12 protein-coding genes are annotated in these 17,412 nt (G+C 73.2%); 3 read left to right on the top strand and 9 right to left on the bottom strand.

What is annotated here, in order from left to right; all coding sequences use genetic code 11:
* Nucleotides 1-82: 82 nt before the first annotated feature.
* Nucleotides 83-817 (bottom strand): cysteine dioxygenase, encoded by a 735-nt coding sequence (locus tag CcI49_RS23165; RefSeq protein ID WP_076829428.1) that lies wholly within the window; start codon nt 815-817, stop codon nt 83-85.
* A 768-nt stretch (nt 818-1,585) separates the two neighbouring features.
* Between CcI49_RS23165 and CcI49_RS23160 the strand changes: the two genes are divergently transcribed.
* Nucleotides 1,586-3,610, top strand: coding sequence for a GAF domain-containing sensor histidine kinase (locus CcI49_RS23160; RefSeq protein ID WP_076829199.1), 2,025 nt, complete (start codon nt 1,586-1,588; stop codon nt 3,608-3,610).
* 87 nt (nt 3,611-3,697) lie between these two features.
* On the opposite strand, the gene CcI49_RS23155 is transcribed toward CcI49_RS23160, so the two are convergent.
* The 5 genes from CcI49_RS23155 to CcI49_RS23135 all read right to left on the bottom strand — a co-directional run bounded on the left by CcI49_RS23155 (nt 3,698) and on the right by CcI49_RS23135 (nt 9,153).
* The gene (locus CcI49_RS23155) at nt 3,698-4,393 is read right to left on the bottom strand and encodes a response regulator transcription factor (protein WP_054566073.1); all 696 of its coding nucleotides are present in this window, start codon (nt 4,391-4,393) and stop codon (nt 3,698-3,700) included.
* Nucleotides 4,394-4,837: 444 nt separating this feature from the next.
* Nucleotides 4,838-6,142, bottom strand: a complete 1,305-nt coding sequence (locus CcI49_RS23150; RefSeq protein WP_083749667.1) for an MFS transporter — start codon at nt 6,140-6,142, stop codon at nt 4,838-4,840.
* 152 nt (nt 6,143-6,294) lie between these two features.
* Nucleotides 6,295-7,173 carry a rhomboid family intramembrane serine protease gene (locus CcI49_RS23145; protein ID WP_076829198.1) on the bottom strand — a complete coding sequence of 293 codons (879 nt, stop codon included), beginning with the start codon at nt 7,171-7,173 and terminating at the stop codon, nt 6,295-6,297.
* A 211-nt stretch (nt 7,174-7,384) separates the two neighbouring features.
* Nucleotides 7,385-7,693 carry a zf-TFIIB domain-containing protein gene (locus CcI49_RS23140; RefSeq protein ID WP_198955603.1) on the bottom strand — a complete coding sequence of 103 codons (309 nt, stop codon included), beginning with the start codon at nt 7,691-7,693 and terminating at the stop codon, nt 7,385-7,387.
* A 380-nt stretch (nt 7,694-8,073) separates the two neighbouring features.
* Complete coding sequence (locus tag CcI49_RS23135) at nt 8,074-9,153, bottom strand: phosphotransferase (protein WP_076829197.1); 1,080 nt, start codon at nt 9,151-9,153, stop codon at nt 8,074-8,076.
* 217 nt (nt 9,154-9,370) lie between these two features.
* On the opposite strand from CcI49_RS23135, the gene pepN reads away from it, so the two are divergent.
* Nucleotides 9,371-12,067, top strand: a complete 2,697-nt coding sequence (gene pepN, locus CcI49_RS23130; RefSeq protein ID WP_076829196.1) for an aminopeptidase N — start codon at nt 9,371-9,373, stop codon at nt 12,065-12,067.
* Between the two features lie 43 nt (nt 12,068-12,110).
* Here the strand turns inward: pepN and CcI49_RS23125 are convergent, their stop codons facing one another.
* The 3 genes from CcI49_RS23125 to CcI49_RS23115 form a co-directional block, all read right to left on the bottom strand.
* Nucleotides 12,111-12,932, bottom strand: coding sequence for an enoyl-CoA hydratase-related protein (locus CcI49_RS23125; protein WP_076829195.1), 822 nt, complete (start codon nt 12,930-12,932; stop codon nt 12,111-12,113).
* Nucleotides 12,933-13,413: 481 nt separating this feature from the next.
* Nucleotides 13,414-14,514 carry a hypothetical protein gene (locus CcI49_RS23120; protein WP_083749666.1) on the bottom strand — a complete coding sequence of 367 codons (1,101 nt, stop codon included), beginning with the start codon at nt 14,512-14,514 and terminating at the stop codon, nt 13,414-13,416.
* Between the two features lie 33 nt (nt 14,515-14,547).
* Nucleotides 14,548-14,796 carry a hypothetical protein gene (locus CcI49_RS23115; protein WP_054566080.1) on the bottom strand — a complete coding sequence of 83 codons (249 nt, stop codon included), beginning with the start codon at nt 14,794-14,796 and terminating at the stop codon, nt 14,548-14,550.
* A gap of 220 nt (nt 14,797-15,016) precedes the next feature.
* Here CcI49_RS23115 and CcI49_RS23110 point away from each other — a divergent pair, with 220 nt between their 5' ends.
* The gene (locus CcI49_RS23110; RefSeq protein WP_076829193.1) at nt 15,017-17,260 is read left to right on the top strand and encodes a hypothetical protein; all 2,244 of its coding nucleotides are present in this window, start codon (nt 15,017-15,019) and stop codon (nt 17,258-17,260) included.
* Nucleotides 17,261-17,412 lie beyond the last annotated feature (152 nt).

Here is a 17,412-nt window from a genome sequence, read left to right as displayed (position 1 = left end):
AGGCCGCCGCCGGCCGCGCTGCAGCTGCCGCTGTCGTCGCCACCGCTGCCACCTGTACCGCCGCCGCTCACATCGCCGCCGCTCACACCGACATCCCGGACGTCAGGCGGGGGTGGCCCGCACGGGGCCGCGGCGCGAACGGGTCCGTCGCCGGCGGGGCCGCGGTCGTGACCCGTGCCGCCCCGGCGCCGGCACCGGCGGCGACGACCGCTGACCGGGCACCGCGCTGTGCGACGTCCGCCCGGTCGAGCGGTACGGGCTGGTCGAGCGGTACGGGCTGGTCGAGAGAGGCGAGCTGGCGAGGCGCATAGCGCAGCGGAAGCTCGGGGGGTGAATAGGCGTGGATGGTGGTCGCCCGCAGCTGGCCGCGGTTCACGATCCGGTGCACATGGTCGGTGCCGAAGCCGGCCACCGCACCGGTGCCGTGCCGGCGGGTCCGGGAGATGCTCCAGTCCCGACCACATTCGTCCTCGTCCAGGACGCCCGCCGCGACCGCCAACGCGCCGAGCGCGCCGCCGTGGTCGTGGATGTCCGTCTGCTGGCCGGGGCACCAGCCGATGAGCCACACCTCGACGGCGCCGGACAGGACCAGGCGGGTGTACCAGCGCCGGCGCGGATCGTGGCGCACCAGGGGCTGCCAGAGGTGCTCGGCCGCGGCGAGGCCGGCGACCAGGTCACGCAGATCGGGCAGGTCCAGCTCGCGCGGCTCGTCGACCAGGAAGCGCTCGGGCACGAGCGGGACACCGGCCCGGGTGGCGGCAGGCGCCGTCGACGCGGGCTGGACCGGCTGGAGCAGGGCGGGATGGATCAGGGGCATCGAAGCTCCTTCGRACACCGTCGCCGCTGCGACGGACCACTGGAGGACACCGTGAGGCGTCTGCGGATCGGCCGGGGGCACGGCGTCGACCGGAACGTTCATGGGCGCGGGGCCTGGTTGCGCCGGACGGCAGGCGCGCGGCCACGGGCAGGCCTGTCCGGAGCGGGGTGAGGCGCGAGTGTGTGCCGCGTGTGGGCGCTTTGGCAGCCACGTGCGGCTCCGCAACTACCCCGCAGCCACGCTGGGACCGCCTGCGCCGTGCTCGGGCGGTCTCGTCGCTCTCGCCCTGCCAGGGCTACGGCCTGCCGGCCACCGCCCGCGGAGCCGCCGACGGGGGCTGGCCGCAGGTGGGGCGGCCCTGCCCGCGGCAGGTCACCGTGGGGAGAGGCCGGAGGGCTAGCGGAACGCGGACGCTGCCACGCGGGCCGCGGCGGCACACTCGTCGTCGCGCTGAACCCGCAGGTGCGAGGAGCTGCCAGGGGGCGACGAGGCGGCGCAGCGCCGTGTCGGACCTGAGGGCAGGCTGCGCGGCGTTACGCCGCGGCCTGCGAAGTCAGGCCCGGGTCATACAGGCCGCGGCGACGACCCTGCTCAGGTCGGTCACGCGGTCGCTGTGCAGAAGGAAGCCAGAGGCGGCCATGCGTGAACTGTACGCCAACGCGGTGCGGTCTCGTGGCAGGGCGCAGTTCGTTCGATACACCCGGCAGTGTCCCAGACCGGCGCCTGTCTGGTTATCGTCACGTGAGGCCTGTGGACGGGAGATGCGAGATGGTCCAGACCGGCTCGGGGACGGACGCACTCGTGGCCTCGGCGGGCAGCGCTGGTTCCAGCGGGAGTGCACACGGCCCGCCGACGACGCCGACGGGGGAGACCTTCACGGTGCAGAGCCGCATGCGCGGCCTGCTGGACGCCGTCGTCGACGTCGCCCGTGAGCTGAGTCTCCCCGTCACCCTGCACCGCATCGCACAGGCGGCGCGCTCGCTGGTGGACTGCGAGCTGGGCGTGCTGGGGGTGCTGGGCCCGGACGGTCAGATCACGGACCTGATCAGCGGTGGTGGGACCGGTGACGAGGTCCCGGCCGGCATCGTCCGGATGCCGCGTGGGCGGGGCCTGATCGGCGAGCCCGCCGGGGAGCATCCGGCGCCGGCCGCGGCGGTCACAGGCACGGTTGTCGTGTCGCCCCAGGCCCTCGGCTTCCCGCCCGGCGGCTGCAGCTTCCGGACCTTCCTACGGGTGCCGATCGCCGTGCGCGGCGAGGCGTTCGGGAATCTGTACCTCGCCGGCAAACGCGGCCCGGAGTTCACTCAGGAGGACGAGGACCTCGTCGGCGCACTGGCCGCCGCGGTGGGCTTCGCCATCGAGAACGCACGTCTCTACGAGGCGACCAGGCGGCGTCAGGCGTGGCTCACGGCGAGTGCCGAGATCACCACGGCGCTGCTGTCGGTGGCGGAGCCGGTCGAGGCACTCGGGCTCGTCGCGCGGCGGGCCAGGCAGGTCACCTCGGCCCGCCTGGCCGCGATCGTCTCGCCGGCGCGCACCGCCCGCCCGGGCGCCGCCGGGCCGGCCCTGACCGGCCCGTGGCGGCCTGCGGCGGCGCCCGGTGTGCCCGGTGCGTACGGCTCCTCGGGTTCCTCGGACGCCTCCGATCCGTCCGGTGCCCCGCGTGCGTCCGGTGCGTCGGGTGTGCCGCGTGCGAACGGCGACGGGTTCGCGGTGCCGCTGGAGATCGCGGTGGCCGACGGGGCGGGCGCGGAGAGCCTGCAGGGGCGGAGCCTGCCCGAGTCGACGGGCCTGCTCGGCGTCATGCAGGCCGGCCGGGCCAGGATCATCCCGCCGGAGCGGGTGGACCCCGCCGCCCGCGATCTGCTGGGCGAGGTCGTCGACGGGCTCGAGATCGGCGCCGTGATGATCGTTCCGCTGTTGGCGGCGGGGCGGCCGCTGGGGCTTCTGGTGCTTGCGGCACCCCCGGGAGTGGCCGTCTTCGAGCACCTCGATCTGGAGATGGCGGCGGCGTTCGCCGGGCATGCGGCCCTCGCGCTGGAGATGGCCCGGGTGCAGCGCGAGCGGGRGCGGCTCGCCGTGTTCGAGGAACGCGACCGCATCGCCCGGGATCTGCACGACGTGGTCATCCAGCGGCTGTTCGCCACCGGTCTGCAGATCCAGGGGCTGTCGCGGGTGATCGACGACGCCGCGGCGGCCCGGCTGACCTCAGCCGTCCGCGAGCTGGATCAGACGATCGCCGACATCCGACAGACGATCTTCTCGCTGACGGCGGCCTCCGGGGCGGTCGACCTGCGGGCGGAGATCGCGGCGATCGTCGCCCAGGCCGAACAGGCGCTCGCCATCCGGCCGACCGTGCGCATCGACGGCCCGGTCGACCGCGGCATACCCACGGTGATCCACCCGCATCTGCTGGCAGCCATCCGTGAGGCGCTGTCGAACATCGCTCGCCATGCTCGGGCCACCCGGATCCAGGTGCTGGTACGGGTCACCAACACGGACGTCTCGGTCCAGGTGCGCGACGACGGCTGTGGCCCTGGGGGTGCCTCCCGCAGCAGCGGCCTGGCGAACCTTCGCCGCCGCGCGCTCGACCTGGGCGGCCGGATGGAGTTCGGCCCGGGGGAGGGCGGCATCGGGACCACCGTGCGGTGGCATGTCCCACTGGTTCAGCCCGTTCCGGTGCCGCGGGCGCTGAGCCGGCTGGGCCGCACGGCCCAGCCTCCGGGTGTCGCGACCCCGGGCGGCGCGGTGGACCCCGGAAACCACGGCGACAGAGCCCCAGGGGCACTCTGAGCGCCCGCGCGGCGCCCTGTGGCCGTGCGCTCGGGAGCCGGTGGTGTGCCCCGGCTAGGAGAGCGTGTGCCAGGTCGACAGCGTGGGTCAGGTCGACAGCTTGGTGGCGAACACCGCCGCCTGTGTCCGGCTCTCCATACCGAGCTTGGCGAGCATGCTCGACACGTAGTTCTTGACGGTCTTCTCGGCCAGGAACATGCGCGCGGCGATCTGGCGGTTCGTGAGCCCCTCCGCGATGAGGGACAGGATCCGCCGCTCCTGGTCGGTGAGGCCGGAGAGCCGCTCGTCCTCGACCGGACCTTCCCGCAGCCGGTAGAGCACCCGTGAGGTCACCGCCGGGTCGAGCAGGGACTGCCCTGCCGCCACCTGACGCACCGCGTCGACGAGGGCGTTGCCGCGGATCTGCTTGAGGACGTAGCCCGCTGCCCCGGCCATGATGGCGGTGAACAACGCGTCCTCGTCGTCGAACGAGGTAAGGATCAGGCACGCGATCTCCGGGGCGTGGGAGCGGACGTGCCGGCAGACCTCGATGCCGCTGCCCTCCTGAAGGCGCGCGTCGAGGACGGCCACGTCGGGCCGCAGCATGATGATCTCTGCGATCGCGTCGTCCGCGCGGCCCGCCTCGCCGACGACGACGATGTCGGCCTCGTCGGACAACAGGTCGCGCAGCCCGCGGCGCACGACCTCGTGATCGTCGAGGAGGAAGACGCGGATCGACCCCGGGCGCGACGACCTGGCAGGTGACGCGCCGGTTTCGGGACTGCTCGTCGTTAGCTCTGCCACCGTTGACTCCGCCCGACCCCGCCGTCGTTGAAGACCGTCATCATCGCTGAGGGCGCGCGCCATCGTTGAGCCAATTCCGTCTCACGTTTGTCGAGCGCCGTAGCCGCAGGGCCGTAGCCACAGGACAGAGTCGACGATGGAAGGGGCTCATTGAGGACCGTCGCCTTATGTCACGTGCAGCACGCAGATTATAACTCTCCCGATCGGGGACTCCGGTGGGTTCGGCCGTTGTGGGGCGGTGCTCCGGACCGGCGCCGACCCCGTCGCCAGGCGTGTCGCGTTCGTGTTGGTTCGGCCCGATCCACTCTGGCTGGAGGGCGGGCTCGACGGGAGGCGGCCGGCCGGTGCGGTCACCGATCCGGCCGGTGTCGCTCTTTGATTGCCTATCCATCGCTTTTTCTGAGATGTCCGATCGCTGCCCGACTGCCGCTGGTCGCCCTTCGATCACCGTGCGATCGTGGCGTGGTCACAGTGCGGTGGTCGCCCTGGCGGGGCTGCCCCGCCGCCGTCGAGGGCGGTGGCGGCGGGCTGGGTGGCTCCGACGCCCGGCCGTGATGCCGCGGACCCATGCCGCGAGGCGATGGCCCGGCGCCCCAGCAGTGCGGCGATGCCGATGGTCAGGCCGGCCACCGCGGTGACGAGCAGCCCGTGATGCGCGCCGCCGCTGTCGACGAGCATGCCCGCGACGGGTGTGCCGGCCGCGAGCCCGCTGACGACGGCCATGGTGAGCCAGGTGAAGCCCTCGGTCCGGGCCTGGGCGTCCACCAGACGCTCGACCAGCGCGTTTCCGGTGATCAGCGTGGGCGACGAGGTGGCCCCGGCCAGTAGCGCGAGCGGGATCATCAGCGGCAGGGCCACGCCGGCGAGTGGCAGCGTCATGCCGAACGCCATGAAGGCGGCGGCCCGCAGGAAGCGGTCGGGCAGCGGTCGGGACTGGGCCCGTGCGCCGTAGACGAGCCCGGAGAGGGCGGATCCGCCGGCGAACAGGCCGACCAGCAGGCCGCCGACCGCGGCCAGGCCCTCCTCGCGGGCGAAGGCGACCATCGACACGTCCACCCCGCCGAACGCGAGACCGATACAGAAGAAGACCACGAGCACGGTACGAGTTCCGGGATCGCGCAGCATTCGTGGCCTTGTAGTGATCTCTGCATCGCGTGGTCCCGGGTCGGTGTCCCGCAGGAACACCAACGCCGTGGTCCCGGCGGTGAGAAAGACCATCGCCGCGATCAGCCCGGCCGCCGGCGTGACGAGCACGGCGAGCATGGTGACGAGGACCGGCCCGAGCACGAAGACCAGCTCGTCGAGCGCGGACTCCAGGGCGAGGGCGGTGCCGAGCAGCTCGTCCCCGGAGAGACGGGCACTCCAGCGGGCCCGGGAGCACGCGGCCACGGGCGGCAGCGAACCGCCGGCCACCAGGGCGGCGGTGAACCAGACCGGGTGGGGTGCGCCGGCGGCCACGGTGGCGATGAGCGTCGCCATGGCCGCCAGATGGCAGGCCAGGCAGGCGAGCAGCACCCGGGCCTGCCCGAAGCGGTCGAGCGCGCGCCCGAGGCGGGGTGCGAGCAGGGCCTCACCCACCGCGCTGGTCGCCGCGACCGCGCCACCGAGCCCGTAGGAGTCCGTCCTGGCCTGGACGAACAGGACGGTTCCGACGGAGACCATCGCGATGGGTAGCCGGCCGATGAACGCCGCGGGCACGAAGCGGACGGCGCCCGGGGTCGCCAGGGCGCGGTGATATGCGGTGGTCATGACCGCATTCACACTGCCCCATCAGACAGGCCCATGACCAGCGGTTTTGTGCCACATCTGAGCGGCCGGAGAGGTGTGGCGGCCGGTCGGACGCGGCGGGGGCTCCGGCCGCGGCGTCTGGCGTCTGGCGTCTACGTGTGGGAGCCCTCGTCTCAGCCGCGGTGGCGGGGCCGGGACGCACGACGCGTCCCACCGAGGCCGGGCGGCTCCCGGACCCACCGCGGCTGCGCCGCCTGACGGGGCGAGGGCCCTGCGGCGCGCAGGCGCTGGACGAACGGGGCCACCAGCACGGCACCCAGCACGAAGCCGACCACATGGGCGCCGTAGGCGACGCTCCCGCCACCGGAGACGCCGATACCGGTGAAGTACAGGTACTGCAACGCGAACCAGAACCCCAGCACGATCCAGGCCGGCAGCCAGAAGGGCAAGAAGAACAGAACCGAGACAAGGCCGATCACCCGGGCGCGCGGGAACACGACGAGGTAGGCGCCGAGTACCCCGGCGACGGCGCCCGAGGCGCCGATGAGGGTGTCGGTGGTCTGGCCCTCGAAAAGAGCGAAGCCGTAGGCGGCCGCCATCCCGCAGGCCAGGTAGAACAGCAGGTACAGCAGGCGGCCCATCCGATCCTCGATGTTGTTGCCGAAGACGCCGAGGAACAGCATGTTGCCGATGAGGTGCAGCCAGCTTCCGTGCAGGAACATCGAGCTGAGCGCGGACAGCACCGGTGACTTGTGGAACGTCGCCGGCGACTCCACCAGGCACCCGACCCGCCCCTGGCTGTCCACCGTGAGCCGCCCGGAAGCCGCCGACGGGAGCTGCTTGTTGGTGAGCAGCTCCTTGGGGATCGCGCCCCACTCCGCGTAGAAGCGCTGCTGTTCGCAGACGTTCTGCGGGCGCGAGGCCTGCACGCCGGCGACCGAGCTGACCATGGGCGTGAAGAACACGAAGACCACGACGTTGGCCGCGATCAGCAGCCAGGTGATGACCGGTCTGCGTCGCAGCGGGTTGATGTCGTGAATCGGAATGACCACGACGTCATCCTGCCGTACCCGATCGAGTCGGTCGCATCGTCATCCACCATCGCGATGGCCGGGCGGGCAGGTGCCGGGATGCGCGCGGGCCACCAGCCGCCCCCGCCAGGCCCTGACGCCCGCCCTCCCACGGGGGACGTCCGCACGGGGACGCGCTCGTGGGGAGGGCACGGCGTCTCAGGACGAGAACGGTTCCAGGGCGAGAGCAGTCTCAGGAGGAGAACAGGAGGCGGGTGAGCCGCCCGTGCCCGTGCCCGTAACCGTGCCCGTAGCCRCCGTGGCCGTGCGAGCCCCAGGCAGGCTGGCTGTAGTGGCCACCGGGCGGCGGCATCGGCGCGGGCGGGGGCGCCGGCTGCGACCACTGGGACTCGAGCCGGGTGATGGCCTCGAGCTCGCCGTAGTCCAGGAAGATCCCGCGGCAGTTGTCGCACTGCTCGATCTGGACTCCACTACGGGTGTAGGTCCGCATCGCGCCATGGCACTTGGGGCATACCAGGCCATGTCCAGCAGAGTAGTTCATCCCTACCCTTTCCATGCGTACAGTCGCGCCGTGGGGCGGAAGCTACGCCACGGCGCTCACCTGCGATCGCCAGGGGTCGCTCCGGGCGGGCCCTCGGCGCGGAGGACCAGCGAGAGATTATCCGTCGATGGTCAACAGAGGCGAGGTCCGCACTTCGTCGGCAGGCCGACTGGACCAGGCCGACTGGACCAGGACGAGTGAAAACGGTGCCGTCACCTCGCACCGACCTCGCACCAGTCTCGTTCCGAGCGGTGGTCAGACGCTGTGATGTCCGGCTCCGGCGGAGTCCATCGTCCGTGAACGGGGCCCCGGGCGTCGTCGGACGTCGGGCAGGTGACAGGGCGCGGCGTCGAGGGATCCCCGCGCTCGGCATTTCGTGATCAGGTGCCCGAGGCCAGTCGGTGGGCGCAGTCGAGGAAGGCCCGGGCTCCTTCGTCGAACGGGGTGCCGCGCAGCAGGTGGTCGGTGATCGCGCCCGCCGCGTACTGCACGGTCACCGCCCGGGCCGGTCCGTCCACCGCCGCCCAGGGATCCGGGTCGGAGCCGAGGGCGACCCCGCCCGCGCCCCGGTAGGCGTCGACGAAGCGTGACCAGACAGCGCCGGGAAGCACGCCGGCGGCGAACCACGCGGCCGGGCGGGCCAGGTCCCAGGCGGGGTCGCCCCAGCCCAGGTCGTCGATGTCGATGATCCGCCAGCACTGGTCGGTGTCGGTGTCGGTGTCGGTGGTGGCGGCGGCGGCATGCGGCTCGCGGGGCGCCCGGACGACCTGCCCGAGGTGCCAGTCGCCGTGGATCAGCGCCGCCCGCCCGCCTGGCCGGCTCGGTGCCTGCCGCAGCCAGGGTGGCAGTGCCGCGTGCGCGCCACGGACGTCCTCGGCGAGACTGAGGATCTCCGCGGCCACGGGTCTGGCCGATCCTTCGCCTGTGGTCGTGGTTGCGTTCGAGAGCCCGGTCTCCATGTGGTCCATGGCGCGCTGCAGGCGGGTGCAGACCGCGGCGGGTGGCACGGTCAGGGGGTGCAGGGCCGCGAGGTCCGTGGCGTGCAGGCGGGCGAGCAGCTCGGCGGCGGCCTCCCAGGGAGCGGCCTCGACGTCCTGCTCGACCTCGGCGAGGCCCAGCGCCGTCGCGGCCGGCCAGGCGGTGACGAGCCGGCCGTCGACGGTGGCGAGCAGCCCACCCTGGATGCCCGGCCCGCCGTCCTCCCCGTCCCCGGTGCCGAGACGCAGCGGGGGCAGGAACAGCGGAGCCAGCCGTGGGTCCGCGGCGAGGCGCAGCCGGGCCAGCAGCGGGCCCGCGGCCTCCTCGGCCATGTGGGTCTTGACGACGATGTCACCGTGGCGAACGACGTGCCGGCCCTTGCGGTCGGTGAGGACCTCCCCGCCCGGTCGGGTCAGCTCGCCCGCGTCCACCGTCCGTGGTGTGGCGCGCAGGCGGGCGCGCTCGGTGTGACCGGTGCTCATCGAGCCTTTTCCATCGTCGACCCGGGCCTGTGGCGGCCCTGACCGCGCGCCGTGAGAGGGAGAAGGCTCATTGGTCTGATTCTCCGCCGGGCTGCCGGCGGATGACCACGGTCCGCCCGGGGATCACGGGCCGCCGGGACCACTGGGCGCCCTGATACGACCCACCCCGCTCGACCCGTCCGGTGTGCTCGGCCCGGTCGGCCACTAACGTCGGCTGATGCAGCCGCTGAGCCAGGCCGAGGCCGTCGCGCGAGCCGAGCTCGTCCAGGTCCGTTCCTACGACGTCGATCTGGACCTGACCGGGGTGCCGGACGGCCYGCGGTTCACCTCGACGACCACGGTGTCGTTCACCTGCCGGGTTCCGGGCGCCAGCACGTTCGTCGACGTCAAGGCCGTCTCGCTGGATCTGGTCCGGCTCAACGGCCGGGAGCTCGACGCGTCGCCCGCGCCCGCCGGCCGGCTTGTGCTGACCGACCTGGAGGTCGAGAACACGCTGGTCGTCCGGGCGACGATGGCGTGCACGAACACCGGGGAGGGGCTGCACCGGTTCACCGACAGTGAGGACGGCGAGGTCTACCTCTACGCGCAGTCCTTCCTCGACGACGCGGCGCGGATCTTCGCCTGTTTCGACCAGCCCGACCTCAAGGCACCGCTGCGGCTGGCCGTGTCCGCGCCGGGCGGCTGGGAGGTGCGGGCGAACGGTGCGGGAAACCAGGTGGCACCGGGCCGCTGGGAGTTCGAGCCCACCGTCCCGCTGGCCACCTATGTGGTCTCTCTGGTGGCCGGGCCGTATCAGGTGTGGAGTCGCACCCACGACGAGGTCCCCCTGGCGCTGCTGTGCCGCCGGTCGCTCGCGCCCTTCCTGCAGGCGCAGGCGGCCGAGATCTTCCAGATCACCACCGAGTGCCTTGATCATTATCATGAGCTGTTCGGCATTCGCTATCCGTTCGGAAAGTACGACCAGGCGTTCGTGCCCGAGTTCAACATGGGCGCGATGGAGAATCCGGGCCTGGTCGTCTTCCGCGACGAGCTGGTGTTCCGGTCCGCGGTGACCGAGGCCGAACGGGAGCGCCGGGCCGTCGTGATCGCCCACGAGATGGCGCACATGTGGTTCGGCGACCTGGTGACCATGCGCTGGTGGGACGACCTGTGGCTCAACGAGTCGTTCGCCGAGTACATGGGCACCCGGGTGACCGCGGCGGCCACCGGTTTCACCGAGGCCTGGACGAGCTTCGCGGTGGGCCGCAAGAGCTGGGGCTACGCGGCCGACCAACGCCCGTCCACCCATCCGGTGGCGCCGCCCGCCGTCGCGGACACCGCCGCCGCGCTGCTCAACTTCGACGGCATCTCGTACGCGAAGGGTGCCTCGGCGCTGCGCCAGCTCGTCGAATGGGTGGGGGACGAGGCTTTCCTGGCCGGGCTGCGTGCGTACTTCACCGCGCACGCCTACGGCAGCGCCACCCTGGCCGACCTGCTGGCGGCGTTGGAGCAGGCCAGCGGCCGGGACCTGGCGGGCTGGGCGCAGGCCTGGCTGCGCCGGCCCCGGCTCGACACGCTGCGGCCGCGGGTCAGCCTGGACGAACAGGGCGCCTACGCGGCGGTCGAGATCGTCCGGACCGAGCCGGCCGGGGAGCCCGCGGCGCGGCCGCACCGGGTGGGGATCGGGGTGTTCGACGCGCCCGGGGAGGGTGGTCCGGTGACGCTCGTGCGCCGGGCGACGGTCGACCTCGAGCCGACGGCCCCCGGCGGGCGCACGCCGGTGCCGCAGCTCGTCGGCACCCGGCCGGGCCGGCTGCTGCTGGTCAACGAGGGCGACCTGACGTACGCGAAGATCAGGTTCGGGTCGGAGGACCTGGCACGGCTCGGCGCGGTGCTGGCCGAGCTCGCGGATCCGCTGGCACGGTCCGTCGTGTGGTCCGCTGCCGCCGACCTGACCCGGGACGCGGAGTGGCCGGCGGCCGACTACCTGACGCTGGCGGCTCGGGCGTTGCCCACCGAACGCTCGGTCGCGGTGCTCGAGGACGCGCTCGGCTTCGCGGTCGGCACGGTCGTGCACTGCTACCTGCCGGACGGGGACCGCTCGGCCGCCCGACGCATGATCGTCGACGCCTGTCAGTCGGTGATCGACCGGGCTGCCGGGCCGGCCCCGGCCGGCGCGTCGGCCGGATCGGCCGGATCGGCCGGTGCTGGCGGTGCTGCCGGGCCTGGTGGCGCTGCCGGGGCCGGGGCCGGGGCCGGAGCCGGAGCCGGGCTGGTGCTCGCCGCGGCCCGCGGGCTGGTGTCGTGCGCCGAACGGCCGGAGGCGGCGCGGCTGCGGGGCTGGTTGGCGGGCCGGGACGTCCCGGCCGGGCTGGTCGTCGACCCGGACCTGCGCTGGCGCCTGCTCGACCGCCTGGTGGCGTTGGACGAGGCCGGCGAGGCGCAGATCGCGGCTGAGCTCGACAACGACCCCAGCAGCCGTGGCATCGAGCAGGCGGCGCGGATCCGGGCGGCCGTCGGCGACCCGGCGGCGAAGGCCCGGGCCTGGCGGACCGTCACCGCGGACGAGGCGATGTCGGTGCGGCTGGTCGCCGCGACGGCGCAGGGCTTCTGGCAGCCGGACCAGGGCGATCTGACCGCTCCCTACGTCGAGCGGTATTTCGCCGAGCTGCCCCGGGTGGCGGCGCGGCGCTCACCGCATGCCGTCCGGCAGGTCGCGGCGGCGGCGTTTCCGCGATACGCGGTGCGGCCGGCCACCCTGGCCGCGGCGGAGAGCCTGCTCGCCGGCCCGGACGCGGGACCCGTGCTCTCCCGGGTCGTCATGGACGCCGCCGACGACCTGCGCAGGGCCGTGGCGGCCCGGGAGGTCCACCGGCGGGCCTGCCCGCGGGGATGGCCGGGCGTGCCCGCCGGCGACGGCGCGGTCAGCGGTTGATGAACGGTCAGCGGTTGACGAACGGTCAGCGGTTGACGAACGGTCAGCGGTTGACGAACGTCGGGGCCCGCCGTTCGCCGAACGCGGCGCGGGCCTCGGCGTAGTCCTCGGTGGACTGCACGACCGCCATGTGGGACGCGATGAGGTCCAGGTTCGTCCGCAGGTCGAGGTTCTGGGACTGGTAGACGGCTCGTTTGATCATCGCGGTCGAGATGGGGGACATCGCCGCGAGGCGACCGGCGAAGGCGTAGGTCTCGTCGAGCAGGACGGCGTCGTCGTGGACGCGGTTGACCATGCCGATCCGCTCCGCCTCGGCGCCGTCCACCGTGTCGCCGCTGAGCAGCAGCTCCAGGGCCTTCGCCGGCCCGACCAGGCGGGGGAGCAGGTAGGTTCCACCGTCGCCGGGAACCAGGCCGATCCTGATGTAGCCCTCGGACAGGCGCGCGGAGCGGCCCGCGAACCGCAGGTCGCACATGAGCGCCATGTCGAGCCCGGCACCGACCGCGACGCCGCTGATCGCCGCGATCAGCGGCTTGCTGAGGTCCAGCACCGCCCGGGCGACCTTGTGGACGCCTTCGGTGAGCATCCGGCGGCGCGCGATCGGGGTGGGCTCGATCCCGCTGAGGACCGCCAGGTCGATGCCGGAACAGAAGGCCCCACCGGCCCCGGTCACCACCACGACCCGCACCTGCGGGTCCGCCTCGGCGGACCGCAGGACCTCCGCCCACCTGTCGATCATCGTCAGGGTGAAGGCGTTCTTGAGGTGGGGACGGTTGAGGGTGATCGTGGCGATCCCGTCGGAAACCGAGTAGATCAGCTCGTCGGGCTCGGCCGTGTCGGTCCCGGGCAGGTTCTCGTCGCTCATCTGGCTGTTCCTACCAGTCCGGTCCGGGAGAGGACGGCCGATGTGGGGCTGAGAACTGTTGGTGATCCGCGCCAGACGGGTCCTCGTCCGGCAGTCGCGCCCGCAGCCAGCAGACCATCCCAGGATTTCGCCGGAGATGTCGCAGATCGGCACCGATCTGCGATCGCTGGTCGATGGGCGGGGGCTCGCGCTCCACGAACGCCGCCGGACCAGCGGGAGTCCGGCGGCCCGGCTTGGCGAGTCGCAAGCGTGCAGGATTTTGGTCGTGCGAACGACCAAAATCCTTCCTTCTGACAGGTTGCCAGGTGCTCGTTCGACCCCTTTGCCCCTCTTGAGGTGAATTATGAGGTGAGTTTGTGGTGCTGCGTGGCGGTGCGGGCAGGCGCCGGCCGGTACCCACGCCCCAACCCGCCCGCGGGGTATGTGCTCCCGCGGGCGGACGGGTTGCCGGGAGGTACGCGGGGACCTGCCCCGGTCGGGATCAGTGCGGGCGCTCCCACCAGTGGTGGCGCCCGGAGCGTGCGCCCGAGCCGGCGCCGATCGGCGCGTTCTGGTCGGTACGACGCTCCTGCTCGGCCCGCTCACGGTCGCTCATCGCCCGCCCGGCGGCTTCCTCGTCGGCACGGGTGCCCGGCCCACGGTGGCCGTCAACGCCGTGCGTGTCGACGGCGCCGTGCCTGTCGACAGCGTGGTCGGCCGACGCACGCGGATCAGCGTGCCCGTTGTGGAACCGGCGCGGTTCGTCCGGGTAGACCGAGGCCTCGTCGAGTCGGTCGGACCCGGCACCCACCGGCTCGCGGCCGACCTGTGCCCGATCGTCGGGCCTGCCTGCGGAGCCCTCAGGACCGAAGGGCCGGAGCCCGGCCGGCTCGGCGCCGGCGTACTCGCGGCCGGCCGATTCGCGACCGGCGTACCTGCGGTCGGCGTACTCGCGGTCGGCGTACTCGCGGTCGGCGTACTCGCGATCGGCGTACGAGCGGTCCGCGTACTCGCGGTCGGCGGGTGCCGCGGCGGCGCCGACCTCGGCGTGACGTCGGTGCCCGCGGGCGTGCCGACCGGTGGCCTCGGCCATCCCGAGCCGGCGGTTGCGGGCGGCGGCGACGTCACGCACACCGACCACGCTGAGCCGGCCCAGGGCGCTGGAACCGAGGAACAGGATCAACGAGCCCAGCCCGTAGAAGAAGCTGATCATGATCAGGGTCTGGCGGGTCTTCCCTCCGAGCGGCGTTCCGAGCGCCCCCGGATTCCAGATCTGGGAGAGCGGAGCACCGAGGACGAACCACAGGCCGGCCACCGCCGCCAGGGCCGCCCCGATCAGAGCGTTCGCCCGGTTGCGGCTGAACATCAGGATCAGACCGGCCACGATCGCCACGATTCCGGGCAGCACCGACAGCCAGAACCGGTTCGCGGTCCAGGACCACGCGTCGGTGGTGAAGCCGAAGTCGAAGTACGGCCCCACGAAGGGGATGAGTGCTCCCCACAGGCCCGCCGCCACGAGCAGGACCCCGCTGAGCGCGCCCTTGGTGCGCGGGACGTGCATCATGTCTCGGCCGCGTGGCCGTTCGATCACATTTGTGTCCATCGCTTCTTCCTCCCCGGCGGACCGGTCGTGACCTCACCGCGGTCTGCGGTCGGTCGCCGACTGGGTATCGGTCGCCGACTGGGTCGTGGTGACGTGGGACATCACCCCCGCCGGCAACAGCGCGAGGGCTGCCAGTGCCGCGACGCCCGCGGCCAGCCCCAGCAGCACCCAGGCGTTGAGGATCATCCCGACGAGCGCGAGCACCACTCCGACGACGACGACTGCGGTCAGTGCCCAGACGAGGACTGGTCGCTGCTGGGTCGGGCCGGTGTGCACGGTCATCGGACACCTCGGTGTGGTTGGTGGCCGCGGTCTCACGCGCGGACCGTTCCGTATCGGGGTACCCCGGTCCGGCGCATCCCATCGGGGGATCTGGCCACCAAACGTGGGACGACCTCGGCTTTCGTGCCGGTCGCCGGCGCGGCGCTCGGTAGTCTGGCGTCCCATGGGCCGGCCGAGCCGTCCCCGCCGGGGAGGACTCCTGGCAGGGACCTGCCTGGCAGTGCTGGCCGCGGCCGTCTTCGCCCCGGTCGGTACCGCCGTGCTCGTGGTGCACGAGACCGCCCAGAACGCGGCCTTCTACCGCGGCGCGCTGGAGACCGCCCAGGTCCACGAGCGGATCAGCGACGAGGTCCTGACCGACCCCCGGCTGGCGGACGTGACCAGTGACCTGCTGGCCGATCTCCCCGTCGACCCCGACCTCGTCGTCGACAACCTGCAGCTTGTGGTCCCGCCGTCCGCGCTGCGCGGGCTGACCGACGGTGTCGCCGACAACGTGGCCGCCTACCTGGACGGCAGCCGGGCGGAGTTCGTCCTCGCGGTCGACCTGAGCCCGGTCCTGGACAACATCGGCCGGCTGGCGTCGGTCTACCTGGCCGGCCAGGTGTCCGGCGCCCCGCGCTACCGCACCGAGGACGTCGCCGCGGCCCTGCGCGACGTGCTCGACGGGGTGGACCGGGTGAGCCAGGGCCGCCCGCCGGCCTCCATCCCCGAGATCGAGCTGACCGACGACCAGGCGGCCTGGGTGGCCGACCTGCTGCTGAGCAGGGTGGCGCAGGCCCGGCGGCCGCACGTGCGGGAGCAGGTGCTGGTCGCGCTGCGCTCCGGCGACCTCGGCGAGGCGCTGGCGCTCGTCGGCCCGCTGATCTTCGCCGGGGACGTCTCGGCGGTCGCCGACCTGCGCGCCCGGCTCGCCGGCGGCGCCGTGCTCGACCTGGGGCGTCCGCTGTCGGGCGGTCGCGGCGGGTCGGCCGGGCTCGCGCTGCGGACGGTCCACCGGATCGGCGGCACCGGCATGGTGATCCTCGCGGCGCTCTGCTTCGCGCTGCCCGCCTGGGCCCTGGTGCGTGCGCTGCGCCCGCCCGGCCGGGCCGGTCCACCTGGCCCGATCGGGCGGCCTGCTGCACCCGGACCATATGGCCCGTCGGGTCGATATGGCCCGTCCCGCCGGCCTGGACCGTCCGGGCGACGTGCGCCGTCGTACCGGCCCGGGCCGGCGGCCGCGTTGCGGACGGTGAGCCTGGTGCTGATCGCCGCCGGAGCGACCGCGACCGCGGCGAGCGTAGGGGTGACCACCGCGATCGGCGATCCGCTGGTCGCGCTGCGCGGCCCCGACTCGCCGCTGCCGCCGGCGGGTCAGCGGCTGCTCGCCGACGTCGGGCAGGTGCTCGTCGCCGACGTCCGGTCGACCTGGCTGGCCATGGCGGTCGTCCCGCTGGTGGCCGGGGGAGTGCTCGCGACCGTGTCAGTGCTGGCCAGCTACATCTACCGGGCGCGGGGGCGGTTCCGGCGCCTGCTGGCGGTGGCCGGCGCGGCCCTGATGTTCCTCGGGGTGTCCTGGACGGTGCTGCCGGGCCGGGCGGGGACCGGCACCGCGTTCTGCAACGGTGGGGTCGACCTGTGCGCCCGGCGTTACCCGGACGTCCTCTACCCGACGACGCACAACGGCATGGCGTCGGTGCGGGCGGGCTTCCTCGGCGCCGTGCAGGACCCGGACCTGGTCGGCCAGCTGGACAGCGGAATCCGGGCGCTGATGCTCGACGTCCACCACTGGACGACACCCGCCGAGGTCGAGTCGTTCCTGGGCGAGCTGCGCCCGGCCGCCCGTGAGGCCCTCGCACCGTTCGCCACCGGGGCCCGCTCCGAGCGCCCCGGGCTCTGGCTCTGCCACGGGATCTGCCAGCTCGGCGCCACCGCACTGGACGACGCGCTCGCCGGCGTCGCGGGCTGGCTCGCCCGCAACCCGGCCGAGGTCATCACCCTGATCCTGCAGGACGAGGTCCCGCCCGAACCGGTCATGGCCGCCTTCCGGGCCGCCGGCCTCGGGGACTACCTGGCCCGCCCACCCGCACCGGGACGGCCGTGGCCCACGCTGGGGCAGATGATCGACCGCGGCCGGCGGCTCGTCGTCTTCGCCGAGAACGGTGACGTGCCGGGCACCTGGTACCGCAACTTCTTCCGCCTGAACGCGGACACACCGTTCGACGTGCGGATCCCCGGCGGTTTCAGCTGCCGGCTCGGCCGGGGCAACGCCCACCCGCGGATGCTGCTGATCAATCACTGGCTCACCGACCATGCCGCGACCCGGGCGGACGCGGCCCTGGTGAACACCGCGTCGGCGCTGGCCGCGCACACGGAGCAGTGCGCGGCCAGCGGGCTGCGGCCCACGTTTCTCGCTGTGAACTTCGCGACGGTCGGTGACCTGGTGCAGACCGTCGCGAACTACAACCTGCGCCGCCCGCGCTGACGACCGACGCGAGCCGCCGCGGTGCGCCCGGCCAGCCCGCGGCGGCGGTCAGCGCCGTCGGACATTTCCGCCGCCGGTGGAACGGACGCGACATCCGCGCAGGTAGCCCGGCTGTCGTGCCGTTCGAGGACGGCGCCGTCGGGGGAGGAATC

The sequence above is a fragment of the Frankia sp. CcI49 genome (assembly GCF_001983215.1).
GTDB lineage: Bacteria > Actinomycetota > Actinomycetes > Frankiales > Frankiaceae > Parafrankia > Parafrankia irregularis.
This window is presented reverse-complemented; position numbering and strand designations above follow the sequence as displayed.

What these genes read in the sequence shown, in the direction of transcription:
- CcI49_RS23165 (WP_076829428.1), bottom strand. Translation starts at nt 817, where the DNA reads ATGCCCCTGATCCATCCCGCCCTGCTCCAGCCGGTCCAGCCCGCGTCG.
- CcI49_RS23150 (WP_083749667.1), bottom strand. Translation starts at nt 6,142, where the DNA reads ATGACCACCGCATATCACCGCGCCCTGGCGACCCCGGGCGCCGTCCGC.
- CcI49_RS23135 (WP_076829197.1), bottom strand. Translation starts at nt 9,153, where the DNA reads ATGAGCACCGGTCACACCGAGCGCGCCCGCCTGCGCGCCACACCACGG.
- CcI49_RS23125 (WP_076829195.1), bottom strand. Translation starts at nt 12,932, where the DNA reads ATGAGCGACGAGAACCTGCCCGGGACCGACACGGCCGAGCCCGACGAG.
- CcI49_RS23120 (WP_083749666.1), bottom strand. Translation starts at nt 14,514, where the DNA reads ATGGACACAAATGTGATCGAACGGCCACGCGGCCGAGACATGATGCAC.
- CcI49_RS23115 (WP_054566080.1), bottom strand. Translation starts at nt 14,796, where the DNA reads ATGACCGTGCACACCGGCCCGACCCAGCAGCGACCAGTCCTCGTCTGG.